The organism is Aurantibacillus circumpalustris, assembly GCF_029625215.1.
Taxonomy (GTDB): Bacteria; Bacteroidota; Bacteroidia; order B-17B0; family Aurantibacillaceae; genus Aurantibacillus; species Aurantibacillus circumpalustris.
The window spans coordinates 118,609-145,094 of record NZ_CP121197.1 but is presented as its reverse complement, the minus strand read 5'-3'; the positions used below and the strand labels follow the sequence as shown (position 1 = coordinate 145,094).

Below are 26,486 nucleotides of genomic sequence, written 5' to 3'. Positions count from 1 at the left end.
GCCTTAGGATATAGATTCGAAATCCGTCAGCGATAACTTGTTAATTTATGTGTAATTTTTGAAAGCCTTCTACGTGCTATTAAACGAGACGTGAAAAATGTTGAGTGTCAGCAAAGCTTTTAGCGATTTTTTATTTTTTGCAAAATTTCATCCATTTGTGCCATATCCTTTACCAAAACTTCACGTGCTTTAGAACCTTCAAACGGACCGATAAACCCTGCGGCTTCTAATTGGTCAACAATCCTGCCAGCTCTGTTGTAGCCTAATTTTAATTTACGTTGTAAAAACGAAGCACTACCTTGTTGAAACTGCACCACAAGCTTAGCAGCATCATCAAACATCTTATCACGTTCACTTAAGTCTACTTCATCTTTTCCACTTTCACCATCTTCGCCAACATATTCGGGCAATAAAAACGCACTCGGATAAGCACGTTGGTTGCCAATAAATTCAGTGATTTTTTCTACTTCAGGCGTATCTACAAAAGCACATTGAATCCGAATTAAATCATTACCTGTGCTTAACAACATATCTCCACGTCCAATTAATTGATCAGCTCCGCCCGAATCTAAAATAGTACGGCTATCAATCTTACTACTTACTCTAAAAGCAATACGCGCTGGGAAATTCGCTTTAATAGTTCCTGTAATAATATTTACAGATGGTCGTTGTGTCGCAATGATTAGGTGAATTCCAATAGCCCTTGCCAATTGTGCAAGACGGGCAATTGGAGTTTCTACTTCCTTACCCGCAGTCATAATTAAATCTGCAAATTCATCCACAACTAAAACTATGTATGGTAAATATTTATGTCCGTCGTTTGGATTTAATTTACGGTTGATAAACTTAGTGTTGTACTCTTTAATGTTACGCACCTGCGCATCCTGCAAAAGTGCGTAACGGTTGTCCATTTCAATACAGAGCGAATTGAGGGTATGAATTACTTTAGTGTTGTCTGTAATAATTGCATCCTCGGAGTTTGGAAGTTTTGCGAGAAAGTGTCTCTCAATTTTATTGAATAAGGTTAACTCTACTTTTTTAGGATCAACCAACACAAACTTTACCTGCGCAGGATGTTTTTTGTAAAGTAAGGAAACTAATACCGCATTAAGACCTACAGACTTACCCTGTCCTGTTGCCCCAGCCATTAATAAGTGAGGCATTTTAGCAAGATCGGCTATAAAAATTTCGTTACTAATTGTTTTTCCTAAAGCAATTGGTAATTCAAATTGTGAGTTATTAAATTTTTCGGAAGCAAGAATATTTTTCATTGGCACCATTTCTGGTGTTTGATTTGGTACTTCAATACCAATGGTTCCTTTACCTGGAATTGGCGCTATGATTCGTATTCCTAAAGCCGCTAGACTCAAAGCAATGTCATCTTCAAGATTTTTAATTTTGCTAATACGCACACCGGCCGCAGGAACAATTTCGTATAAGGTAACTGTTGGACCAACGGTCGCCATAATTTTATCAATTTCAATACCATAATTTTTTAAGGTACCAAGAATTTTATTTTTATTGGCGATCAATTCATCTTGATTTACTTTACTTTGAATGCTTCCATAATCATTAAGTAAATCGAAATGAGGAAACTTGTATGAACCCAAATCAAGCGTAGGGTCATATTCTCCAAATTGCTCTACTAGTTTTTCAGCTTTATTTTCGTCTTCAATAATATCTGTTTCGTTAACCGTCGCTGCAATTTCCAGTTCTGGTTCTCCTTTAGATCCATTGTCAACACTGTCATTTGCTGTGGCAGTAAGATCTACTTGATTTTCATTTACAGGAATAACTTCATCCTTAGGTTGAATAACTTCAAAAGAAGAATCAGCCAAAGGATCTATTTTTTCTGAAGTATCATTTTTTGTGATGACTTCAAAGTTTAATAACTCCGCTTCTTCTTCGGGTGTTAGTTTTGATTCGTTTAATTCATTGTGTGAAGAATTGAATTCGGCAGTAGTAGGATCTTTTGCTGGCGAAGTACTTGTAAAGTTGGAAGTCATTTCTTCTTCAGTTTCTTCATCCATCATAATCGAAGCTCTGGCTGGTAGTTTAAAAGATAAATTAATACTCAATACCAAAAACGTGAGCATAGAAAAAATGATTAAGGCTCCCAATCCAAAACCACCAACGTAATTGGCAATTTTAGCATTCATAAAATAACCAAAACCTCCGCCCATAAAAAATAATTTATCAGAGAAAATATATGCTAATGCCAATGAGCTCCATACCATGATGAACAGCCATTTAGCATTAAATGAAACCACATTAATTAATTTGCGTTGAACTACTTTTTGTAAACCAAACAGACAAAGTACTGGGACTAAAATAAATGATGAAGCGCCAAAACCTTTGTACATAAAAAGATGCGATACAATGGCGCCAAACTTTCCTAACCAGTTTTTTACTTTGGTTTCAGGGAGAAATAATTCAGCTCTATCTCCTAATACCTTGTCCTGATCTACGTCCCAACTTGAGAAATAAGACACAAAGGCAATGGTTAAATATGCTGAGAAAAGTATAAGTAACAAACCAACAATTTTCTGCGTGCGTTCGTCGTTGTAAAAAGTAAGAAATTGTTGAATGTGTGTTTTAAGTCCTACTTTTTGTTTAGCGGGAGAAACAGTTTTAGCATTTTCAGGTTTTGGTTCTGAAACTTTTTGTGTGTTTTTTGGTTTATTCTTCCGTTCAACCGTTTTTTTGGCAACATCCTCAATGTCGTTACGTTCAATTGATCGTTCTTCAACATCTACCAGGGTTTCAATAGAATCTTCTCCTCTGAATTTATTTTTTTTCTCTGCTGCCATTATCTTTTAAATATAGATGGATTGCGGACTGTTTTTGGCGCAAACAGAGCAATGTTTTAAACCATTAATTGTTAATGAAAAAACCATTACTTTTACATGAACACCAGTAAAATAGCACGTTATGACAAAACTCCTTTTATCCCTTTTACTTTTTACCTTCTTTTTTTCAAAATCACAAGTGGTTGATACAGTTTGGCTTGCAAAAAACTACACAAAACAGGAAGTTCAAATTCCCATGCGTGATGGTATTAAACTTTTTACCAGTGTTTACGCTCCCAAAAGTAATACTGAAAAACATCCTATTTTAATGGTAAGAACACCTTATTCTCTCAAACCTTATGGAGCAAATCGATTTTCTTCTTACCTCATAACACATTATTCTCACTATGTAAAAGAGAATTACATCATTGTAATGCAAGATGTACGTGGATGTTACATGAGTGAAGGAAAATTTATGGATGTTCGCCCTTTTATAGAAAACAAAAAAACTAAAAAAGATATTGACGAGTCTAGTGACAGTTACGATTCATTTGATTGGCTGATTAAAAATATTTCCAATAACAATGGCAACATTGGTGTGTTAGGAATTTCCTATCCGGGATTTTACAGCACTATGGCAGCTTTAAGTGGACATCCAGCTTTAAAGGCGGTTAGTCCGCAAGCACCAGTTACAGAATGGTTTTTAGGAGATGACTTTCACCACAACGGTGCCTTTGCCATGGCTGATGCCTTTGCATTTTATTCGGGCTTTGGTAAGCCCAGACCTAAACCTACTCCGTTAAGTTCAAAAGGTTATAATTTTCTAGAAAAGGACGATTACAATTTTTTTCTCAGAAATGGTGCTGTAAAAAATTTCACAAAGCTCATCGGTGATAGTATTGAATTTTGGAATGAACTCGTTGCGCACCCTAACTATGATGAATTTTGGAAAGCAAGAAACGCGAGAAATGTTGCAAAGAATATAAAACCGGCAGTATTGGTTGTTGGGGGAAATTTCGATGCGGAAGATTGTTACGGTGCATGGAATTTATACAAAGCTATTGAAAAACAATCGCCAACAACTAATAATAAACTGGTAATGGGACCCTGGTTTCATGGTGGTTGGAACCGTTCTGATGGAAGTTATTTTGGAAGTGTGAGATTTGAAAGTAAAACTTCCTCTTATTATCATGACAATATTGAAACCCCTTTTTTTAATTATTATTTAAAAGGAAAAGGAAATGAAAAAACAATTTCTGAAGCGAGCATTTTTTTTACGGGTGAAAATAAATGGAGAATGTTTGATTTCTGGCCGGCAAAAAATGTAGAATACAAATCTATTTATCTCAGTGCGAATCATGCTTTGTCTTTTATTGCACCAAGTTCTTCTAACTCATTTTCTAAATACACCAGCGATCCTTCAAAACCTGTGCCTTACGCAGAAGGTGTGCAGATTAAACGCACACGTGAATACATGATAGACGATCAACGTTTTGCTGCACGACGTCCTGACGTATTGGTATTTGAAACTGGAATTCTCGTAAACGATTTAACGCTTGCTGGTCCTGTTGTTGCAGATCTTAAAGTAACTATTTCTAGCACAGATGCAGATTTTATTGTTAAGATCATTGATGTTTTTCCCAACGATTTTTCTTATGATACATCTGTGTGTTGCCAAGGAATTAAAAATGAAGCAGAAATGGCCGGTTATCAAATGTTAGTGCGAGGAGAAATTATGAGAGGAAAATATAGAAACAGTTTTGAAAAGCCTGAAGCGTTTAACCCTGACCAAATTGAAACCGTAAAATTCACTTTACCAGATGTTTCGCATACTTTTAAAAAAGGACATAAATTAATGATTCAAATTCAAAGTAGCTGGTTTCCTTTGTTTGATCGCAATCCACAGACATTTACCAATATTTATACTTGCGATGACAAAGATTTTATTAGCAGCGACATAAAAGTATACCATCAAGCAGCAAACGAATCATCTATCATTTTACCAATTTTGCCAAACTAATGTTACAGCAAATTATCACATACGTTTTACTTGCTTCAGCACTGGTTTACCTGGTATTTAAATTTTGGATACCGAAAAAAAAGAACCAAGGTGACGGAAAAGACTGTGATAAGTGCACCTAAAAAATTAAAATTTTTATGAAAATTCTGAGTGCAGAAAAAACAAAAGAATTAGATCAATATACCATTGAACACGAACCTGTAAAATCGATCGATTTAATGGAACGCGCTGCAAGGTCATGTGTGAGCAGATTATTAAAACTAGCGGATATCAATTCGGAGTTTTGGATCGTTTGTGGAAAGGGAAATAATGGTGGTGATGGATTAGCAATAGCACGTTTGTTGAGTATACAGGGGTTTACTGTAAAAGCTATTATAGTTGACTATAAAAAAACATTCAGTGAAGATGCGCAAACCAACTTCAATCAATTAAAAGAAAAATTCCCTATCCGTATTCATGAAATCCACTCATTGGAAGAATTTAAACAATTGATCTCGGGGGAAAAGAATAATACGGATGTTTTAATAGTTGACGCACTAGTAGGAACAGGAATTAATAAACCTGTTGAAGGTCTGTTGGAAGAGGTTATACAAATTATCAATGATAATTTTTCTAAGATCATTAGCATTGATGTTCCGAGTGGTTTGTACGTCGATAAAAGTTCTTCAGAAAATAAAACAATTATTCAATCTTCCTTAACACTTACCTTTCAGTTTCCAAAAATTTCTTTTTTGTTCGCCGAAAATAAAAAATATGTTCCTGAGTTTGAGATTCTGGATATTGGTTTAAGTCGAGCCGGAATTGAACTTCAGGCAAGCAATTTTTATTACATCACCAGGCAAGAAATTTCTTCTTTGTTAAAACCACGGTCTAAATTTTCGCATAAGGGCACTTTTGGCCACGCCCTCTTATTAGCTGGTAGTATTGGAAAAAGTGGTGCTGGCCTTATTGCTTCGAGAGCCTGTTTAAGAAGTGGCGCTGGTTTATTGACCTTACATTCAAACAAAGAAACTGTAACTGCTTTACTCACTCATCTGCCAGAAGCGATGAGCAGCGTGGATCCAAATTTGGCTTTTATTTCTGAAATAGATAAACCAGAACTCTTTGATGCCATTGCTTTTGGTCCTGGTACGGGCACGCATATTGACACACAAACAGCGTTTAAAAAAATTCTTCAATATTACACTGGTAAATTAATAGTTGATGCCGACGGCTTAAATATTCTCTCAGAGAATAAAACCTGGTTAAATTTTTTACAACCGGGAACCATATTAACTCCGCATCCAAAAGAATTTGAACGTCTCACCGAAAAACACACCGACGATTTCGAACGATTAAAAGCAGCAAAACATTTTTCTTTAAAGTATAATTGCATTTTAATTTTAAAGAGTGCTCATACTGCTATTTGTATGCCTGATGGAAATGTGTTTTTTAATTCGAGTGGAAATCCTGGATTGGCTAAGGGTGGTAGCGGCGATGCTTTAACGGGAATTATTTTAGGTTTGCTAGCTCGCGGATACAATGCCCCGCAATCGGCTTTAATAGGAACTTTTATTCACGGTTATGCCGCTGATTTATGTGTAAAGAAAAAAAGTGCGGAAAGTCTTTTGATAAGTGATGTGATAGAAATGTTGCCACGGGCGTTTAAAAAGTTGGAAGACTAATTTATTCTTTCTCTTTTTCTTTATAGGTGTAGGTTATTTTAATATCCTCACTTGGATTTTGAGGAGCATTCACTTCTTCAGCAGGTTGAATATTCCAGGGTTGATCTTGATCATCATCGTCTTCCTCTTCTTCCCATTGATACACGCGGCGTTGCGGACCTTCTTTTCGATAATTAAACGCAATTAAAATCCCAGCAATCATTCCAAACAAATGTCCTTCCCAACTTATTTCTTGTTTAATAGGGAAAATTCCCCAAACTATTCCTCCATATAAAAAAACAACTAAGGCAGAAACTACCATTAAACGTAAGTGTCTTCGAAACAAACCACTAAAAAATAAAAACGCTGCAAGTCCATATACTAATGTACTTGCGCCAATGTGATAAGTTGGATAACTGTCACTACTTCTTCCGCCTATCCATAACCACATACCACTAATTAACCAAAGCCAAAAGAAAACTGGTAGGGCAATTTTTTTATAGAAATAAAACAACATCATTCCAAGAGCAAGAATAGGAAGTGTGTTAGAAGCAATGTGCTTAATATCACCATGAACAAAAACAGAAGTGATGATTCCTAATAGACCTAAGCTATTACGAGGCAATACACCGAGTTTTAGAAAGTTGAATTGAATGGTATTCTGCAAAAGAAATACAAACCACATTACCAAAACAAAAAGTAGAGGATAAAATAATGTGCTGAATACCTGTTTAACTAAATAATTTTTCACCTATTAAAATTGCGAAAAATTAATTTTAGAACAAGGTTAAAAAAACTTAGGATGTCGGTTTCTTGCGCATAGAAATAACTGGCAACATGATACGTGTTAGCCATTTACTTACATCTTTTTCTTTTTCCGGATCAGTTATATAAAATTCGCGCATGGGTCCTGTTTGCATCAAATCATTTTTATTGCAGTAGCGTTTAATTTGCTCGTAGGCGCTAAATAAATTTTGGTATGACCCGTAAAAATTATACACCAACATGGGAGAGGCTTCTAGTATTACAATTTTAGAACGTTTGGGCTGCACTTTTGGCATTTTTTTAATAAACAAAACACTTTCAAATACAAAATTATTTACATTGTTATTGTACGTGAGCATACCAACTGGTCCGTTCAATTCCGCATGAATGAAGTTAAGATCTTCTTCTAGTAAAGCGTAATTTTTTACAAGTCTGGTAGACATCTCCTTTGAATTGGCCGAATCAATCAAACTCAATACCAACATTTCAGGGACATCAAATACACCTAAAGCGCCTGTTGTACTTGGGTAATTGTATAGATCATTCTGAAAAGTAGTGGTATCTGTTATTTTTACTTCTGGAACAACTTGCGTTATAAGTTGTTTCGTTTCTGCTTTTGATTCTTGTTGAGATTCAGAAGTACAACGAGTAAACCCTATAAATAAAGCAAGTGTCGCAAAAGCTATTTTTGTTTTCAGCATCTTAAATTGTTCTACCTGGATAAACTTTTAAACCTTCTTCTAAACATGTCATAGCCGCTTTTAGATCTTCAATTTTTAAAACGTAGGCAATACGCACTTCGTTAAATCCGGCGCCGGGTGTAGAATAAAATCCTGTTGCTGGAGCAAGCATAACCGTTTCGGAATTAAAATTAAACGACTCTAGTAACCATTGACAAAATTTATCTGCATTATCAATTGGTAATCTTGCAATACAGTAAAAAGCTCCACTCGGTTTCGGTGAATAAACACCTTCTATGTTATTTAATGCTTCGGTAATGTAATCTCTTCTGCTCACGTATTCTTTATTTACGGCAGTGAAGTAGGATTTAGGTGTATCCAATGCTGCCTCTGCACCAATCTGTCCATAAGTCGGGGGACTTAATCTTGCTTGTGCAAATTTTATTGCGGCAGCCATGATTTCTTTATTTTTGCTCACCATGGCTCCAATACGTGCGCCACAAGCACTGTAACGTTTACTAATAGAATCTAAAAGAACCACATTATTCTCAATCCCCGCTAAATGCATCACACTCACATATTCCATTCCATCATAACAAAATTCACGGTACACTTCATCGCTCAACAAAAAAAGATCATACTTTTTTACTAAAATGCTTAATGCTTCTAGTTCTTCTTTTGTATAAAGACGTCCGGTTGGATTGCCAGGATTACAAATCATGATCCCTTTTGTTTTAGGAGTAATTTGTTTTTCAAAATCTTCAATCGAAGGTAAAGCAAAACCAGTATCAATACTGCTGGCAACCGGCTTCACGATTACATCAGCTGCTCTGCTAAAGCCATTGTAGTTGGCGTAAAAAGGTTCAGGGATAATTATTTCATCACCCGGATTAAAACAGGTAAGCAAAGCTATTTCAATGGCTTCACTACCACCACAGGTAATGATGATGTCGTTTTGATCCACATTAATATTATACTCCTGATAATAACCACATAATTTTCTGCGGTAACTTTCATTACCTGCACTGTGACTATACTCCACAATCTTCATATCAGCGTTTTTAACCGCATTCAAAAATGTATCTGGTGTTTCAATATCAGGTTGACCAATATTTAAGTGATAAATTTTTGTTCCTCTCTTTTTTGCAGCCTCTGCAAATGGCACAAGTTTACGAATTGGAGAAGCCGGCATGGCTGTTGCTTTTTGTGAGATAGTTGGCATGTTCTTTTTTATTGTAATTAGGCTACAAATATAAAATAAAGGCTGAGAATATTAGCCATTAATATCTTTCGTTTTTAGGCACAAAAAAGCGGCTCTCACAAACAAAAAGAATAAGAATCTTTTCACTTGCGAGAGCCGCTCACTAATTCTAACTAGAATTTACTCTTACCGAAACCTTTTTTCTTTTCTGCAAAAGAAGATTTATCGCGATCTGGTCCGTTAAAACTTCCTGATTTTCTAGGACGTTTCCCATCGCGTTTTTCACCGCCACCGAATCCACCGCCGCCTTCGCGTTTTTCGCCACCACCAAAACCACCTTCGCGTTTTTCTCTGAAACCACCTTCACGTTTCTCTCTGAATCCGCCATCACGACTACCACCTTTGTAGCCACCGCCACCGCTTCTTCCACCACCACGACTATCGCTGCTTCTTCCGCCTTCTTTCATTTTGCGGTTACTCACCTCTAATGAAATTTTCCGGTTGTTGAATTCAAGATCTTGAGAATTTAATGCTAAGAATGTATCTACTAATTTGCTTTCTGTTTCAAAAAACGAGAAGCTACTTTTTACATCTACATTAAATACCATACGCTGTTGTAATTTTACAGCATCCGCTAAAAAGTCTTTCAAACTATTGATGTTAAATCCGTCTAAAGCACCCATGTTTACAAAGAAACGCGTTGTTCTGCTGTTTCCGAAAGCACCGTCAACAGCACCTTTTACGATGTTAAGATCAGGAGCATTATCATAATATTCATGGAAACGGTTAAACTCTTCACTAATTACACGTTTAATGATTTCTTCTTTAGAAAGGTCTTTTAATTCTTCGTAGATAGCAGGTAAGAAGCTTTCAATTTCATCATCTTTTACTTCAACGTTATGTAATTTATGAACCAGGTTAAAAAGTTGTTTTTCGCAAACCTCTAAACCGTTAGGAACATCTTTCTTTTCGAATTTCTTTTTAATAATACGTTCGATGTCTTTTACCTTACCACTGTCTTTTGGAGTAATAATTGCAATAGCAATACCAGACTTACCAGCACGAGCAGTTCTACCTGTACGGTGCGTATAATTCTCAACATCTTCCGGTAAATTGTAATTAATAACGTGTGTTACGTTGTTAACATCAATACCACGAGCAGCTACATCGGTAGCCACCAACATTTGTAAAGTTTTGCTACGGAAACGTTTCATTACAAAATCACGTTGACTTTGTGAAAGATCACCATGTAAAGCATCAGCGCTGTATCCGTCTTTAATAAGCGAATCAGCAACTTCTTGCGTTTCTGCTTTCGTACGACAAAATACAATTCCAAAAATTTCAGGATAAAAATCGGCAACACGTTTTAGAGCTAAATATCTATCGCGTGGACTAACCATGTAATAGATGTGTTCTAAATTATCTGCACCTTCATTTTTCTTACCAGTTGTTAATTCAACAGGCTTGCTCATATAAGTACGCGCGATACGCTCAACTTCTTTAGGCATAGTTGCGCTAAACAACCAAGTGTTTTTTTCTTTGGGCGTTTCTTTTAAGATAATATCTAAATCATCTTTAAAACCCATGTTCAACATTTCGTCCGCCTCATCTAAAATAACCACTTGAACAGTGCTTAAATTAATCACACGACGCTCAATCATGTCAATTAAACGCCCAGGAGTTGCAGCAACTACCTGTACACCACGTTTAATGTCTTTAATTTGTCCATCAATTCGGGCACCACCATAAATAGCAGTTACACCAAATCCTTTTAAATATTTACCGTAATTTTTAATGTCGTTTGTGATTTGTACACATAACTCACGGGTAGGAGCTAAAATAAGCGCTTGAACGGTTTTGTTATCACAGTCGATTCTGTTTAACATGGGCAAACCAAAAGCAGCCGTTTTACCAGTACCAGTTTGCGCTAAAGCTACTAGATCTGTTTTTTCTTTTCCCAATAGGGCAATAGTTTGTTCTTGTATGGGCGTAGGATTAACGAACCCAAGGTCAGTAACAGCTTTTAATAGGTCGCTGTTGAGACCTAATTCTTGAAAAGTCATTTTTTAAATTTTAAATTATACATTAAAGCCTTAGAAAATCCCGCTTTAATGCTTCGAGCCGACAAAATGGGCGAGATAATTTTAAGATTAAGGGTGCAAATATACGCTTTTTATCTAAATTAACACTATCGAATCTTTTTCGAAGAATATCCTCGCTTTATTTTTTACTTTTGTGGACGTTTTTATGAAACATCACTACGCAATTATAATGGCAGGAGGGGTTGGCACTCGTTTTTGGCCAATGAGCACTACACAGCACCCCAAGCAGTTTTTGGATATATTAGGAACTGGTCAGACCTTATTACAGCAAACGTATGATCGTGTTGCTCAAACTTGCCCAATAGAAAATATTTTCGTGGTAACCAGTAACGCTTATGAAAAACTGGTTGCTGAGCAACTACCAAAACTATTAAAGGAAAATATTTTATGTGAGTCAGCACGAAAAAACACGGCGCCTTGCATTGCCTACGCCTCCTATAAAATACATAAACGCGATCCAAAAGCCATTACTTTAGTTGCCCCGAGTGATCATCTCGTGAAAAAGGAAGATACATTTGTAAAAGCAATAAAGTCGTGTTTTGATAAAGCCAAACAACAAGACTGTCTGATAACGCTTGGCATTAAACCAACACGTCCTGATACAGGTTATGGTTACATTCAATTTATTAAAAGTGATGTTGAAGAAAAAGATAAACGCATTAATAAAGTAAAAACCTTTACCGAAAAACCTGATGCCGAAATGGCTAACTTTTTTATGGATAGTGGTGACTTTTTGTGGAACTCAGGTATTTTTATTTGGAGCACAGAAAGCATTATAAGCGCCATGGAAAAACATGATCCTGAGTTGGCTAATGTTTTTAAAGAAGGTTGGGATTTTTATAATACAGATAAAGAAAAAGAATTTGTTAACCGAGCTTATGCCACCTGCAAAAATATTTCGATTGATTACAGTGTGATGGAAAAAGCAAAGAATGTTTATGTACGTTCAAGTATTTTTGGTTGGAGTGATCTTGGAACGTGGGGAAGTTTGTACACGCAAATTAAGAAGGATGATAAGAACAACGCTTTAGTAGGTAAAAATATTATTACCTATGATTGCAACAATTGTATCGTTCAAGTTCCAAAAGATAAATTAGTTGTGCTTCAAGGTTTAGAAGACTACATTGTTGTTGAAAGTGAAGGTGTATTAATGATTTGCAAAAAACAGGACGAACAACAGATTCGTAATTTTGTAAACGATGTAAAAGTGAGTAAAGGCGAAAAATTCGTTTAGTTTGTACTTAACATCTGTTAACTCCTGACTAAATTTTTTGGCTCAGTTTTTGAGAATTATCATTAAAAATAATATATCATGAAAAAACGAATAAGTATTTTGGTTGTTTTATTCTTATCTGCATTCTTCTCTTATAGTCAGTCTAATGTTAATCTTATTGTCTTCTCAGAAGATGGCGATGCCTTCTACGTTTTTGTTAATGGTGTGAAACAAAACAATATACCTGAGACAAATTTAAAAATGTCAAACATTTCCCCGAACATAAGTTTGCGAATTGAATTTGAAAATAAAAGTTTGCCTCAATTAAAACAAACTATGGCGCTAGAACCTAATTTCGAGCATACGGCGCGCATAAAAAGGGATGCGAAGAACCAGTTAAAATTGCGGTATTTTGGAAGTGTTCCCTTAAATGAGTCGACAGTTACCGTGAAAGAAGTACAATATAATACGGCGGAAAATTCTACTTCTGAAGAACCGAAAACAGGCGATGGATATTCTTATAACAACAATTCCTCGTCAACCGTTACACAAAGTAATTCGGGCAATACATCCCCGACCAATGTTTCTATCAATATTAGTATGCCGGATATTAACATGACTGTAAATGCAAATGATCCAAATGCCACGAGAACTGACGCGTCACATTCGAAAACTACTCGAAATAGTAGTGCTTCGTCCACTTATAATAGGGGGCATCATTCTGGCAGTGGACATGATTCTGAAGCAAAGAAGCACAATAATACCAATTCGAATATCAAAACTAATACGAATAAAAACTTTTCTTATGGATGCAGAGCGGCTATGAGTCAGGCTAATTTTAATAAGATAAAAGAAGCGGTAGAGTCAAAGCCATTCTCAGACACCAAAATGAGTACCGCTAAAGTCGCAACGAAGAACGCGTGCCTTTCTGTGGATCAGATAAAAGTAATTACAAAACTATTTAGCATGGACGGTGATAAACTTACTTATGCAAAGTATGCTTATGATTATTGCGTGGATAAATCGAACTATTATCAGGTGGGCGAAGTGTTTTCGTTCAGCACAACTACCGAGGAACTCAACGCGTTTTTAACCAAGTAAACTCAAAAACTGAGTTTGATTTTTACATCCAATCTATTATATTTGATATAATTCTTAATTTATAAATCATGAATATAGTAGTATTATTAGGCGCCACTTTGGTGCCATTAGTTATTGGATTTGTTTGGTACAATCCAAAAATTGGGTTTGGTAAAGCCTGGATGGTTGCCACGGGAATAACCGAAGAAGATGGAAAAAATGCAAATATGGGTTTGATTTTTGGTCTAACCATTTTATTGTCTTTTTTTGTGGCAGTTGTTATGACCATGCTGGTAGTCCATCAGGTTCATGTTAATGCACTTTTGACGCATCAACCAGACTCAGGAGATCCTAATTCAGAGTCGATGACACTACTCGCGAAATTCACCGAGCTTTATGGTACAAGTTACCGAACGTTTAAGCATGGAGCATTTCATGGCACCTTCGCAGGGATCATGCTTGCCTTTCCAATTATTGGCGTACCAGCTTTATTCGAGCGTAAATCATTTAAATATGTTGCTATTAATGCTGGATACTGGGTAGTTTGCATGGCTTTAATGGGCGGCATTATCTGTGCATTTACACAAGTTTAAAATTCTTTGACTTTTCGCTAGAAGTTCTTTTTTATCAGTTAATTATTTATCCTCGTTTTCTGTTTAATAGAAGGCGGGGATTTTTTTTATTTAAATAGTTTAAAATTATTTTCTTTTTTATTTGCTGATTGAACTTTTTTCGCTAATATTGCCTAGTATTATAACAGTCGAATTTTCTTACGGCTGACAATCAATCAAAAAAATAAAAAACGTCCGAAATTAGTATTACAAGTATCCGCTCTATGTTTGAAGTTATTGACTTAAGTGGTAGAGCCCTACCCGAATTAAAAGAAATTGCAAAAGCTTTTTCTATAGAAAGTAAAGGTTTGTCTAAAGGAGACCTGATCTTAAAAATAGTTGATGCTCAAAATGAAAACAACGAACTCACAAAAAATATCATGGAAAAATTTCCTAAAAAAGAACAAAAAGAAGTGAAAGAAAATAAAGAACAAAAAGAAAAACGTCCTCGCAAGGTTAAACTTGAACCGATAAATGAGGAAGTTGTAAACGCAACTATTAGCTCTGCTAATGAAGAGGATTCTGTTCAGGAAGTTGCTGAAGTGAAAGTAGCAGTGGAGGCAGAAGCAGCAGCAACAAGTGAAGAGATAGTAAATGCCGGATCTGCAGATGCACAACAAGAAGAAGACAATGGCGTGCAGGGAATGCAGAAAGAAGAACAAGAACCTGCACCTGAAAAAAAACCAGAAAAAGTTTATTACAATTTTGACAATATCGTTTTTGTAACTGGAGTGCTAGAAATTATGCCTGATGGCTACGGTTTTATGAGAAGCTCCGATTACGATTACCTCAATTCTCCTGATGATGTTTACGTTTCTCAATCACAAATTAAATTGTTTGGTTTAAAACCAGGTGATGTTGTTAAAGGTGGGGTACGTCCGCCAAAAGAAGGCGAAAAATATTTTCCATTAATTAAAGTTGATCAAATCAACGGCCGTGACCCATCGTTTGTGCGTGACCGCGTGATTTTTGATTACTTAACACCATTATTTCCTTATGAGAAATTAAAGCTAACCGGACATCCTCAGGAAAACATGAGTACACGTGTTATGGATCTTTTCTCACCTATTGGTAAAGGTCAACGTGGTTTAATTGTTGCTCAGCCTAAAACGGGTAAAACAGTTTTATTAAAAGACATAGCAAATGCAATTGCTTATAATCATCCAGAAGTTTATTTAATTATTCTTTTAATTGATGAACGTCCTGAAGAGGTAACCGATATGGCGCGTAGCGTTAAAGCCGAAGTTATCTCTAGTACATTTGATGAACCTGCAGAAAAACATGTGAAGATTGCCAACATCGTTCTTGAAAAAGCAAAACGTATGGTTGAGTGTGGTCACGATGTGGTTATTTTATTAGATAGTATAACACGTTTAGCACGTGCTTACAATACAGTATCACCAGCAAGTGGAAAGGTATTAACCGGAGGTGTGGATGCTAATGCGCTTCACAAACCAAAACGTTTTTTTGGTGCTGCACGTAAAGTAGAAAATGGCGGATCTTTAACCATTATTGCCACTGCTTTAACAGAGACCGGATCAAAAATGGACGAGGTAATATTTGAAGAATTTAAAGGAACAGGTAACATGGAATTGCAGTTAGATAGAAAATTATCTAACCGTAGAATTTATCCTGCTATCGATCTTTTGGCGTCATCAACACGTAGAGATGATTTATTAATTGATAAAGAAACCTTAACGCGCTTATGGGTACTTCGTAAACATTTAGGTGATATGAATCCGCAAGAAGCGATGGAGTTTTTACTCGATAGATTGCGTCGCAGCCAAACTAATGAAGAATTTCTAATTAGTATGAACGGTTAAGATGAACAAAAAAGCACTTCTTTACGGTTTATTTTATTCGCTAGTAGTTATTGTTTTTAAACTTTATATCGTTTTAAGCGATAATATGTTTAGTAAATTTGGATTTTATTATTCCATCATTACTGCAGTGTTTTTAATTATTCCTTTTTTCTTTCTTGCTATTTACCATGTTCGAGAAAAAGATCACGGTGGATACATTGGAGCGAAAGAGGGCATGCGTATTGGCCTCACGGTTCTTGCTATTGGATTAATCATAACCAGCGTTTATAATTATGTAGAATTCAATTGGAAGGCAGACGAATTTATCAAGTACTATAACAGTTCTGAATACCTTGAAATTTTAAAAGTTCAGCAAGTTAAAAATCCAGACAAAATAAAAGTTGACGATTTTCCAAGAATAATAAATGAGCAGATCGCTACACTTTCGGCCTTTAGAGCAACTACCGGAAAAATAATTCCATTATTATTTATTGGATTATCTGGAGCATTTGCTGCTTCTATAATTATGAAGCGCGATCAAAAACTCGTGAATTAATTAACTACCCGTTGTAAGATACATGGACAGGCCCCTGAAAGAAAGCCACTAATTACACGAATTTCACAAAATAAATTAGTGTCATTTGTGGCGAAAAAATCGACATAGCTTTTTCGAACTAAAAATGTTTTCTTTTTTTTGCTTTATTTTTGCCTGTCTTTCTATAGCTTGGGCATTTTGATACACTCATTCTTTTAGTGTTACAAGCAGGGTTCCTGAATAAGGAAATAGCAAGACTGCAATAAACATTAAAGCCATTGGTATTCCGTGTTAAAAATAATGGGAACATATTGTCCATACCAACAACAAAACTTCTAAATCTTAAACCAAAACCAAGTTGAGGGTAAATAAATTTTTGAAATGTTAGCGGCAATGCAAACTCAAATTGTTTAAATTCTATGCGTGGACAAATAGAAAATAGATCGGGACTTGGTACTCCGGTTATGCGCGTAGGCACGAGGTTTTTGACTAAAGTAAAATTCAAATAAATGGAGTTATCAAAATTATAATCAAATTGACCTGTTAATGCCGTTGGCAGACTTGCTAAGATTGGGTTACCTTGTACTGTTGTGTTTTGAAAATTGTATCCTAATGCATCTACAAAAGAAGTGTCGGAATGATAGGGATCGAAGAATCCTGAACCTTTCACTCGGGTGTCGGTATTAGCACCTTTGAAATTTATAAAACCGAGATCTCTTAGTGAAAGAGCTATTTTGCATTTATAGTCCACGTAGTCGCAATTCGATAGTTTTGAATTGGCATAATATTTATCAACGTAACCCTCCATTATTTTATAGGTGATGCCGAGATCTAATCCAAATCCTTTACCTGAGTTCCATTTTGATTTATTTCTTAAAATTTTAGCATCAAGATTGTTTACACCAAAAGCGCCATTCCCATCGTTATAACTATCAAACTCAAGAATGTTGGCATAAATAATATTAATTCCGGTAAGGTATTTTAAATTTGTTCCCACAGTGATTAAAATATCCTGTTCTCGTTTGATAATTTTGCCAAGATTGATTCCATATTCAGCCCAAGACATGTGACTAAATTTTGCGTTTTTTAATTTTTGACCTAAAAGACTTCGATCAACAACACTCGAAAAACCTTGTCCGTTTAACAAGGCAGAGGCCAACTCATAAGAAACCCCTCTCATGTCGAGTACTGTTCTGGCTCTAACAAAAAAACCAAAGCCGTAAGTTCTTTTGCTCATAACAAACGAGAGAGCTTCTGCAGATCCGTTCACGTATAAAAATTTTTTATTAGTTCCTTCCGTTCTAATTGGTTCTGGTGGATTGGCGATTTGTTTAATATTAAAATTAGGAAGGTAAGCGAAATTGGTTTTCGCATAAATGTTTACCCCAGCTAAATGCAATTGCATATAGGTTCTTGAATCTACACTCGATGATGGATTTAATTGAATGTTTGCCGTACTGTAATAATTGCTATTTGTAATGCCTAACCTTTCCTGAGCGTAAAGCGTAAAACTCGCTAGAAATAACAAAAAGAAATGTAATAGAGTTCTCATTTCATTGGATTCAAGTAACCGATAACTTAAAGATACAAAATACGTTTGAAATGGAATGTATTAATGTATGGGTAATAAAGTCTACTCATCTGAATAAAGAGATATGACCGTTTCGAATGAGTTTTTTATCGCTACCTTTTTCAGTACTTTCAATTTTAAAAATGTAAATATCTTCCGGACATAAATTACCTTTAAATCTACCATCCCATCTGCCAGCTATATTGTTTGTTGTAAACACTGTATTTCCCCAGCGATCCGTAATCGTCATCATGTAATAAGAATAATCGCATTGGGCAATGGGAAAAAAATAGTCATTGCGGTTATCTTCATTGGGTGTAAAACTATTTGGAATCATCATTTCGCATTCGCATACTTTTAATTTTACTTTAATAGTATCTATTTGTGCCCCGCAGTTATTCATTTCTGTTTTCACCCAATAATTTCCCTCCTTTATAACATAAATGCTTGCTGACGTAGAACCCGTGCTCCACTGAATTTTTGTACCTGGGTTTACCTTAATACTTATGGTTCTAATTTCTTCATTCATGCAAAAAGTAGCCTCTCGGTTTAACACAACACCACTCCCTTGCAATGGTTTTATGTAAACAGTATCCACAGTATTGCAGCTTCCATTAATGAGGGCAACCCAATACCTTCCGGGATTAGTAATTTTAATTTTTTGTGTTGTTTCGAAGGTATTCCATAAGTAATGCATCCCGGGGTTTTTTGCATCCAAAATAATGGACTGACCTTTACAAATAATGGTATCTCTTAATACTAATTTTGGTTTAGGATAAATAGTTACAATACTACTATCGTATATTGGTAAAGAAAATTGTTGTGAGGTGATTTTTACAAAATATTTTCCCGGTTTTTGTGCTCTAACTTTTTTAGTGTTGGTAATAATACCCGATGGGGTAGTCCATGTTATGGATGTAATATTCTCAATAGAATGTTTGACCTCAACAAAAGCGCTGTCTCCTTGACAGAAGCCAAGAGAGTCACTCAGCAGATTTATTTTTTGTGAAAAAGATAAAACACTTAGGAGTATAAATAAATATGTGATAGTTTTTTTTATAATTCGAGTTCTATAGTAATGAGAGTTCCATTTGTATTTTCATCCAGTGTTGATTTATCAATCATGGTGACTTTTTGTTTTTTTCCCGAAAGTTTCGAGTTAATCTCAAGAATATTATTGATAGTACTTGTTCCTAAAGATTTATGTCCTGTTTTTGCGTGTTCACTTGCTTTAATCAAGCCAATTCCATTATCTTCAATGGTTATTAAAAATTTACGGTTACCTTTTGTTTTAAATGAAATGATAAGTTCTCCATGTTCCTGTTTAGGTAAAATACCATGTATAATACAATTCTCAACAAAGGGTTGAATAATCATATTAGGAATTTGAATTTCGTGCGTCTTAATGTTATCGTCTATATTTATTACATAATCGAATTTATTTTTAAATCTTTCTTTTTCCAATTCCAGATAATAAGTTAAACGAGATAATTCATCATGCAAAGAAATATCACTTTGTGCAGCCTTTTCAATAATCATTCTTATTAAGCGTGAGAACTTAGCAAGGTATTCGCTGGCTTGCAGACCCTTGTTTGTATTAATGTAATTTTGAATGGAGGTTAAAGAATTAAAAATAAAATGAGGACTTAAAAGAGAGTTCATAGCCTGGTGTTTTAACAGGTTTACTTGTTGTTCATCTTTTAAACGTTTGCGCGCTTTTATTTTTACACGTCTTATCCAAACAAAACTAATAAGCAGAATGAGTGATAAACTTCCTAAAGTAATTAACCAATAGATGGATTGTTTTTCAGTAAGTTTTTGTTCTTTTTCAATATGCACTAGTGTGTTTTCACTCCAGGAAATGTTATCAGCCGAAGCCGATATTTCAATAAGATGTGAACCGCCAGTTAAAGTAACGTCAAACGTGGGGTTGTTAAAATATTTCCAATCACTCCCGTCAATGCGCCATTTAAAAAACTGTTTGTTTGGTTTGTTGAACAATGGACTAAAGAAATTGATAGAAATGTTTTCCTGACTGGCGGTAAATTTGTATTCAGATTTGCCTGCGCCATACACACTTCCGTTAGAACTTATTGTATTAAGGGTAACCGGTTTTAAAGTGGAGTTAAAGCGAATGATATCTTTAAATTCGGCAGTAGAGACTCCTCTTGCAGTAGCAATACTTACTGTTTGATCGTTAAAGGTAATATCGTTGATGGAGTTTGAAAGCAGCCCATTTGATTTATTAAGCGTTTTTAGAGGAACTAAATTTTTGTCGCAGACATAAATTCCATCAAGAGTAGCAAGCCAAATTTGATCATTATATTGTTTAATTTTTTTCACGGTGTTCAAACGAAATTTCCCAACCTGTTGAATTAGTTTTCCGTCATAAACATCTGTAATACCTGCTTCATGCGCAGCATATAGCTTATTGTTGATAATTGCTACATCATTGATGTTGAAATTTAATTCGTTCCTGACTAAATTTTTATTTCGTTTGCTTTTAAAATCGTAAACATAAAGACCGTTACTAGTTCCAATGTAGAGCAGATTATCCTTTTTTAGGAATGCATTAATTGAAATACGATAATCGGGGAAAGAAATTAGTGTGTCGAGTGTTTTGGTCGCATCTAAATTACAAAGTAAAATATTCGCGTTATCCCAATCGGCAACAACACTTTCATCCTTGTTAATTGGATAATATTGTCGTGCGATAACCGGTTTAAAGATGTAATTGTTTTTAGAGTCAAAAATCATGGATTGAATCATGTTCATTTGGTTACGTTTGGCATAATAGAATATACCATCAAACTCTGTGATACTGCTAACCGGTTCTAAAAATATTTCGTCGGGTTTTGATAAGATTTTTGTTTTACCATCTGACAGATTTAAACCATACAATCCATTGCTGGTTGCAGCAACCAATAAATTATTGCTCAAAAAAACTTGATGTATATTGAGATTTTTATTATTGAATGAAAAGCTTAGTGAATTAAAAAATGGATTATGAATGTAATACACGCCGTCGTTATAGGTTCCGATCCAAATATTTTGATTTTCATCCTTGTAAATGCAATTAATTAATGCAGGCTGAATATCTAAAGCTTCGAAAACATCATATACACGATTGTTTTCAAGCAAATAAAGATTTTCGTGCGGGTAGGAGGTAAACCAAATTCGGCCGTATTCGTCTGCAATAATGTTGCCAATTGGGCGCTCTCCACTTAATTGGAAAGTGTTGTTTTTAGTTTCGTAAACTGGCTTTATTTCGCTTTCAATTTTGTTGTTTTGAATTATAAAAATTTTACTCGAAGTACCAACTACTAATTTCCCTTCTTTTGTTTGTGTTATGGAATGTATGGTATTGTTTTTTAAAACCTCTAAACGAATTTGTTTTCCATTTGTTGCATCATATATACCGTCACTCCTGCCAATTAAAACACCCCCGTTTTTTGTTTTGTAAATACAAAACGGACGATTCATAATGTCCTTTTTTTTGAGATCATCGGGAATAATTTTTCCGTTTTTAAGATCTACAATTACAATTTTAATCTCAGAAGTTAACAGGTAAGCATAGTCATCAGTAAGAACGATATTATCTGCATTATTTTCTTTAATTCTTAATTTAGGATCGAACGTGAATTCTTTTGTTTTGAGATTAAAATTAGCGAGACCGTCTTCACGCAATGAAAGATAAAGCTCATCGTTATTTTTAATAGAGACATTTATGAGAGCATTGCTTTTTAAACTATCAATATCCAGTTTGTTAAAGCTATAGCCGTCGTAATAATAAATACCATTTTGCGTGGTAAAATACATCAGTCCGTTTTGGTGCTGTTCAATATTAAAGATATTGGCATTGTTTAAGCCGTCTTCACTTCCTAATTTTTGAAAATTAAAGGATGGCGTTTGGGAATACAGATTTGCGCTTAATGCAAAAAGTAAAACAATTAAATATGGTCTTATAAAGTCCAAAAATAGTAATGTGTCAATTTTATCTTTTGCATTTAAGGTTTTAATACGTTTGAAAAAACCATTGAGCAAAGTATAAAAATACGAAAAGCCCGTAAAACGGGCTTCATATTTAAGAATTAAATAATTTATTTAGGAGAAACAGATCGAGACTTAATAAACTCAGCAAACTCTTGTGTGCGAGCTTTACTTACCTGTACATGTGTTCCTTCACTCAAGATGACTTCGCCGCCTTCGTTATTTGTATATTCTTTCATGTAGTGAATATTAATAAGGGCTGAACGGTGAATTCTGAAAAAATCTTGATCCGGTAGTATAGTTTCAAATTCCTTAAGCGTTTTACTTGCAATAATTTTCTTTTGTCCGTTTAAATAAAGGTTTGTATAGTTATCACTGGCTTCAAGCCAAATAATATCACGAAAATCTACCAGGGTAAATCCTTTACTGTGGTTAATTAATACAAGATTTTTATTTTCTTCAGGTTTGGAAGCCCCTGATGGAGCACCTTTAGATTCATAATGTTGTACAACTTTACGAATGGCGCCTTGTAGCTCATTCAACATAAGTGGTTTTAGAAGATAATCTGTTGCACCTGCTTTTACTGCTGTGATGCCATGTTCGCTGTAAGCAGTTAAGAATACAACTTGAAAATCACGGTTATAAATTCCTTCCAACATTTGGAAGCCATTCATGCCCGGCATATTAATGTCTAAAAAGACTACATGCGGTTTTAATTCCTGAATTTTCTTTTTCCCATCTGGACCATTGTCCGCTTCACCAACAATTTCAATTTCTTCACAATAGTTTTGAATCATATTGCGGGTATTACTTCTGCTATCTTCCTCGTCGTCGATTATTACTGCCCTGTATTTTTGCATGATAATGTTAAGTTAAACAATTTCGTTAAAACTAAGTATTAAATTAATACAAAAATTCCGACTTAGCAAAACTGCTTTTTGAATGAGGGAGCGGTGTAGAAAAAGCATATAACGGGACTCAATTGATGAGGTTTACCCTAATAAAACTCAACAATTTGTTCTATTTTAAGCAGTATGACCGGATAAAAATAAATTTTCGAAGTCTAATGGATTTTTAATCAGATTTTACTGATTTTTTGCAAACTGTAACTTAAAATTTCCTAAATTTGATTAAATCGAGGAAAAAAATCAGTTAATTATTAATTAAACTTTATGATGAAAAAACTTTACAACAGAACGTTACTTTTGGCGGTGGCATTAATTTCGAATGCATATGTAATGTTTGCACAATGTAGCTTTACCGGCTTAAATGCGAATTATTGCACGAATTCGGCTACAACTGCTTTAACAACAACGGCAACCGGCGGAACATTCGCAGGGCCAGGTGTTGTAAATTCAGCTTTTAATCCCTCAATTGCTGGGCCGGGCGTGCATACCGTAACATATTCAATTTGCTCACCTACCTATGCGATAACAGGGGGTACGGGCACTACTTGGTATAATCCCCTTCCGATGCCAACAGTAACAACTGGTCCAGAAACACCGACCAGTGTTGTATTATCTGATGATCAAGTAACCGCAAATGCACTGTCAATTGGTTTTAACTTTAAGTTTTTCTGTAATACGTATTCTACTTTTTACATTAGCTCTAACGGGTTTATAACCTTTTCATATAATGGTGGTGCCAACGGATGTTGCTCTGGCGAATTATGGCCTAACACGAATACTCCTAATGACTTAATTACTTTAACCTGGGAAGATTTTAATCCTGGGGTAGGTGGAACAATATCTTATGCAACTGTTGGAATAGCTCCAAACAGAATATTGCTGGTTAATTTTAACAACGTTCCTCACTTTGGAAGTGGAGGCGGTGCGCTTACTGCACAATTGCAATTATATGAATCGACAAATGTTATTGAAATACATACCACTTCAATGATAACTGATGGTGGTAATCATACCATGGGTATTGAGAATATTAATGGATCAGCATGGTACGCCGTTGCAGGTCGTAACTCAACAACAAATTGGTCTGCCACAAATGAGATGTACCGATTTACGCCAGGAACGAGTTGTTTATCTACACAAACAACCGTTGTTAGCCCTTCTACCATAACAGTTGTTGGAAATAACTCTATTTGTGTTGGCTCAACAGCTTCTTTAACCGCTACCGGAAATACAACATATACCTGGAGTACTACATCTAACTCAAACAGCATAACTGTAGCTCCTTCAGCGAATGCAACGTATTCTGTTTCGGGTACAAATTCATTTGGTTGTATTGCCAATAGTGCTATAACTGTTACTGTTAATAATACACCAACCGTAACGGCAAATAGTAGTAATGGTACCGCTGGTGCTTGCCCCGGTAAAACGCTTACCTTAAATGGTGGCGGAGCGACTTCCTATACTTGGACAGGTGGAGTAACCAACGGCGTGGCTTTTGCACCAATTGGAACAAATGTGTATACGGTTACAGGCGGTAATGCTTGTGGTACTGCTACCGCAGCTATTAGTGTATCCATTCATCCATTCCCAACAGTTAATCCGGTTGCCAGCAGCGCTTCAATATGTTCAGGCAATAGCGTAACACTAACAGCAACAGGTAACGCAACCGCTTATGCATGGTCTGGTGGCGTTGGTGGTATTTCTAATGGCGTTGGCTTTAGTCCACCCTTAACGGCCACTTATACTGTTATTGGAACGAGTGCCTTAAGTTGTACGGCTTCAGCCACGATTCCAGTTACGGTTTATCCAACACCTATCAATCCTCCAACAGCAAATCCTGGCTTAATTTGTATAGGTGGTTCTTCAACGCTTTCTGCAACAGGTGCTGCCAATTATACCTGGACGAGCTCTAGTCAAACAGTAAACACAGCTAATTTTATTGTAACACCCGTTGTAGGAAACACAACATATACTATTACAAAGGCAAACTCTACCTGTTATAATACGCAAATAATCACGGTTGTAACAAATCCATTACCTAGCATTTTTGCTATTGTAACACCAACTGTGGTTTGTGCACTATCTCCTGCAACACTTGCAGTTGGTGGCGCCCTCACTTATACATGGACTTCACCTGGACCACCATCTTATACCTTTACTGGTGCCAGTCCTATTACAAGTCCCGTTGCTCCTTCAATTTATACTGTGGCTGCTTCTGATGGAACTTGTATTAATACAACTACTGTATTTTTAAATGCAAATCCGAATCCAACAATTACGGCTACAGCAAGTACACCTTCATTGTGTGAAGGTGAAACAGTAACACTGAACGCGAATGGCGGACTTAATTATAATTGGACTCTTACCGGTGGAGCTACTTATACAGGATCAAGTATTGTTCACACTCCTACGACTGCAACTGCTTACAACGTTTCGGGTAGTAACTCTTTTGGTTGCACTTCTTCTGCTAATCAAGTTGTTTTAGTTTACCCTAAACCTATTGTAACAGCAAGTTCAAATAAAATATTAATATGCTCAGGTAGCTCTGCAACTTTAACAGCTTCAGGAGCTAGTACATTTAGTTGGGATGCCAATGCCAATAATGTTTTAACTCCCATAGCTGTGGTAAATCCAACGGCACTTACTTCCAGTGCTGTAATGTACACTGTTGAAGGAACAAATTCCAGCACAGGTTGTAAAAATACTCAGACAGTATCGGTAGGCGTTTTTGTTCCTACACTTACAATTAATGGTAGCACAAACACTTGTTCTGGTGGACTAATTAATTTAACCGCGGGTAACGGAGTTTTGGGTACATACAACTGGCATACAGGTAGTGGTACTCCAATTACCAATCAAACTTTACAGATGCCGCTTACGGTAGCATCCGTATTCACCCTTACTGCCAATAGCAATTCTGTTGGTTTAATTTGCCCTGCAACACAAACCATTGCTTTGGGTATTTATTACAATCCTACCATTACTGCCGTTCCTGCAAGAACACTTATTTGCACAAAAGAATCTGTTGGAATTACAGCGGCCGGAGCTACCAGTTACGCCTGGAACAATACCATGACAGGACCAACCATTACGGTATCTCCAACTGGCACTACTGCAAATTATACAGTAACAGGAACAGATGATAACGGTTGTAGCAGTACCGCAACGGTTCAGGTAAAAATATCAAACTGCTCTGGAATAAATGAATTAAGTAATTTAAATAACGAAATAATCATTTATCCAAATCCTAACGATGGCAAGTTTACTATTCAAACGAATGCCGATTTAAAATTGAGTTTAGTAAATGAACTCGGTCAACTCATTAGAGTGATAAATCTGTCTGCAACCAATAATCATGAAGTAAACATCATTGATCTTGCAAAAGGAATTTATTTTGTGAGTGGACAAAAAGATGGTCTTCAGATTTATCAGAAGATTGTGGTGACGAAATAAGTCGCTTTAGAAAGCTAAATAAAAAAAACCTCCTAATTTGGAGGTTTTTTTATGGAGACTGTTTTCAGAATTTGTTAATCTGAAGTAGTTAAAACAAACGTGAGGCAGAGAATTTTTATCAAAA

General features: G+C 35.6%; 17 protein-coding genes. 8 read left to right on the top strand and 9 right to left on the bottom strand.

The genetic code is table 11. The features are described 5' to 3' along the window. Positions 1–119: 119 nt before the first annotated feature. Positions 120–2,810, bottom strand: a complete 2,691-nt coding sequence (locus P2086_RS00590; protein WP_317898478.1) for an FtsK/SpoIIIE family DNA translocase — start codon at positions 2,808–2,810, stop codon at positions 120–122. Positions 2,811–2,931: 121 nt separating this feature from the next. Between P2086_RS00590 and P2086_RS00585 the strand changes: the two genes are divergently transcribed. After that, a complete protein-coding gene (locus tag P2086_RS00585; protein ID WP_317898477.1) occupies positions 2,932–4,809 on the top strand; it encodes a CocE/NonD family hydrolase in 1,878 nt (625 codons plus the stop codon). 137 nt (positions 4,810–4,946) lie between these two features. Further along, complete coding sequence (locus tag P2086_RS00580; protein ID WP_317898476.1) at positions 4,947–6,473, top strand: NAD(P)H-hydrate dehydratase; 1,527 nt, start codon at positions 4,947–4,949, stop codon at positions 6,471–6,473. 1 nt (position 6,474) lies between these two features. Here P2086_RS00580 and P2086_RS00575 read toward each other — a convergent pair whose 3' ends face one another. The 4 genes from P2086_RS00575 to P2086_RS00560 all read right to left on the bottom strand — a co-directional run bounded on the left by P2086_RS00575 (position 6,475) and on the right by P2086_RS00560 (position 11,161). Beyond that, the gene (locus P2086_RS00575; RefSeq protein ID WP_317898475.1) at positions 6,475–7,203 is read right to left on the bottom strand and encodes a rhomboid family intramembrane serine protease; all 729 of its coding nucleotides are present in this window, start codon (positions 7,201–7,203) and stop codon (positions 6,475–6,477) included. A 46-nt stretch (positions 7,204–7,249) separates the two neighbouring features. Continuing rightward, the gene (locus P2086_RS00570) at positions 7,250–7,918 is read right to left on the bottom strand and encodes a GyrI-like domain-containing protein (RefSeq protein ID WP_317898474.1); all 669 of its coding nucleotides are present in this window, start codon (positions 7,916–7,918) and stop codon (positions 7,250–7,252) included. A 1-nt stretch (position 7,919) separates the two neighbouring features. Continuing rightward, on the bottom strand, positions 7,920–9,119 hold the full coding sequence (locus P2086_RS00565; protein ID WP_317898473.1) for a pyridoxal phosphate-dependent aminotransferase: 1,200 nt from the start codon (positions 9,117–9,119) through the stop codon (positions 7,920–7,922). 152 nt (positions 9,120–9,271) lie between these two features. After that, entirely contained in the window at positions 9,272–11,161 is a 1,890-nt protein-coding gene (locus P2086_RS00560) for a DEAD/DEAH box helicase (RefSeq protein WP_317898472.1), read from the bottom strand. A 184-nt stretch (positions 11,162–11,345) separates the two neighbouring features. Here P2086_RS00560 and P2086_RS00555 point away from each other — a divergent pair, with 184 nt between their 5' ends. The 5 genes from P2086_RS00555 to P2086_RS00535 all read left to right on the top strand — a co-directional run bounded on the left by P2086_RS00555 (position 11,346) and on the right by P2086_RS00535 (position 16,462). Beyond that, a complete protein-coding gene (locus tag P2086_RS00555) occupies positions 11,346–12,434 on the top strand; it encodes a mannose-1-phosphate guanylyltransferase (protein WP_317898471.1) in 1,089 nt (362 codons plus the stop codon). A gap of 78 nt (positions 12,435–12,512) precedes the next feature. Next, on the top strand, positions 12,513–13,514 hold the full coding sequence (locus tag P2086_RS00550; RefSeq protein WP_317898470.1) for a proline and serine-rich protein 1 family protein: 1,002 nt from the start codon (positions 12,513–12,515) through the stop codon (positions 13,512–13,514). A 68-nt stretch (positions 13,515–13,582) separates the two neighbouring features. Continuing rightward, the gene (locus P2086_RS00545) at positions 13,583–14,086 is read left to right on the top strand and encodes a DUF1761 domain-containing protein (RefSeq protein WP_317898469.1); all 504 of its coding nucleotides are present in this window, start codon (positions 13,583–13,585) and stop codon (positions 14,084–14,086) included. Positions 14,087–14,328: 242 nt separating this feature from the next. Then, complete coding sequence (gene rho, locus P2086_RS00540; protein WP_317898468.1) at positions 14,329–15,927, top strand: transcription termination factor Rho; 1,599 nt, start codon at positions 14,329–14,331, stop codon at positions 15,925–15,927. Between the two features lies 1 nt (position 15,928). Beyond that, entirely contained in the window at positions 15,929–16,462 is a 534-nt protein-coding gene (locus tag P2086_RS00535; RefSeq protein ID WP_317898467.1) for a DUF4199 domain-containing protein, read from the top strand. 118 nt (positions 16,463–16,580) lie between these two features. On the opposite strand, the gene P2086_RS00530 is transcribed toward P2086_RS00535, so the two are convergent. From P2086_RS00530 to P2086_RS00515, 4 genes are all read right to left on the bottom strand, one after another. Next, positions 16,581–17,993, bottom strand: a complete 1,413-nt coding sequence (locus tag P2086_RS00530) for a DUF5723 family protein (RefSeq protein ID WP_317898466.1) — start codon at positions 17,991–17,993, stop codon at positions 16,581–16,583. Positions 17,994–18,078: 85 nt separating this feature from the next. Beyond that, entirely contained in the window at positions 18,079–18,708 is a 630-nt protein-coding gene (locus tag P2086_RS00525) for a T9SS type B sorting domain-containing protein (protein WP_317898465.1), read from the bottom strand. A gap of 359 nt (positions 18,709–19,067) precedes the next feature. Continuing rightward, positions 19,068–21,986, bottom strand: coding sequence for a sensor histidine kinase (locus P2086_RS00520; protein ID WP_317898464.1), 2,919 nt, complete (start codon positions 21,984–21,986; stop codon positions 19,068–19,070). A 125-nt stretch (positions 21,987–22,111) separates the two neighbouring features. Beyond that, positions 22,112–22,861 (bottom strand): LytR/AlgR family response regulator transcription factor, encoded by a 750-nt coding sequence (locus P2086_RS00515; RefSeq protein ID WP_317898463.1) that lies wholly within the window; start codon positions 22,859–22,861, stop codon positions 22,112–22,114. A gap of 312 nt (positions 22,862–23,173) precedes the next feature. Between P2086_RS00515 and P2086_RS00510 the strand changes: the two genes are divergently transcribed. Further along, positions 23,174–26,362: a T9SS type A sorting domain-containing protein gene (locus P2086_RS00510; protein ID WP_317898462.1), complete on the top strand. Its 3,189-nt coding sequence runs from the start codon at positions 23,174–23,176 to the stop codon at positions 26,360–26,362. Positions 26,363–26,486: the final 124 nt, after the last annotated feature.

Coding starts and splice junctions, on each gene's coding strand:
- P2086_RS00570 (WP_317898474.1), bottom strand. CDS start 7,918: ATGCTGAAAACAAAAATAGCTTTTGCGACACTTGCTTTATTTATAGGG.
- P2086_RS00585 (WP_317898477.1), top strand. CDS start 2,932: ATGACAAAACTCCTTTTATCCCTTTTACTTTTTACCTTCTTTTTTTCA.
- P2086_RS00560 (WP_317898472.1), bottom strand. CDS start 11,161: ATGACTTTTCAAGAATTAGGTCTCAACAGCGACCTATTAAAAGCTGTT.
- P2086_RS00535 (WP_317898467.1), top strand. CDS start 15,929: ATGAACAAAAAAGCACTTCTTTACGGTTTATTTTATTCGCTAGTAGTT.
- P2086_RS00580 (WP_317898476.1), top strand. CDS start 4,947: ATGAAAATTCTGAGTGCAGAAAAAACAAAAGAATTAGATCAATATACC.
- P2086_RS00515 (WP_317898463.1), bottom strand. CDS start 22,861: ATGCAAAAATACAGGGCAGTAATAATCGACGACGAGGAAGATAGCAGA.
- P2086_RS00550 (WP_317898470.1), top strand. CDS start 12,513: ATGAAAAAACGAATAAGTATTTTGGTTGTTTTATTCTTATCTGCATTC.
- P2086_RS00565 (WP_317898473.1), bottom strand. CDS start 9,119: ATGCCAACTATCTCACAAAAAGCAACAGCCATGCCGGCTTCTCCAATT.
- P2086_RS00545 (WP_317898469.1), top strand. CDS start 13,583: ATGAATATAGTAGTATTATTAGGCGCCACTTTGGTGCCATTAGTTATT.
- P2086_RS00510 (WP_317898462.1), top strand. CDS start 23,174: ATGATGAAAAAACTTTACAACAGAACGTTACTTTTGGCGGTGGCATTA.
- P2086_RS00525 (WP_317898465.1), bottom strand. CDS start 18,708: ATGCATTACTTATGGAATACCTTCGAAACAACACAAAAAATTAAAATT.
- P2086_RS00590 (WP_317898478.1), bottom strand. CDS start 2,810: ATGGCAGCAGAGAAAAAAAATAAATTCAGAGGAGAAGATTCTATTGAA.
- P2086_RS00530 (WP_317898466.1), bottom strand. CDS start 17,993: ATGAGAACTCTATTACATTTCTTTTTGTTATTTCTAGCGAGTTTTACG.
- rho (WP_317898468.1), top strand. CDS start 14,329: ATGTTTGAAGTTATTGACTTAAGTGGTAGAGCCCTACCCGAATTAAAA.
- P2086_RS00555 (WP_317898471.1), top strand. CDS start 11,346: ATGAAACATCACTACGCAATTATAATGGCAGGAGGGGTTGGCACTCGT.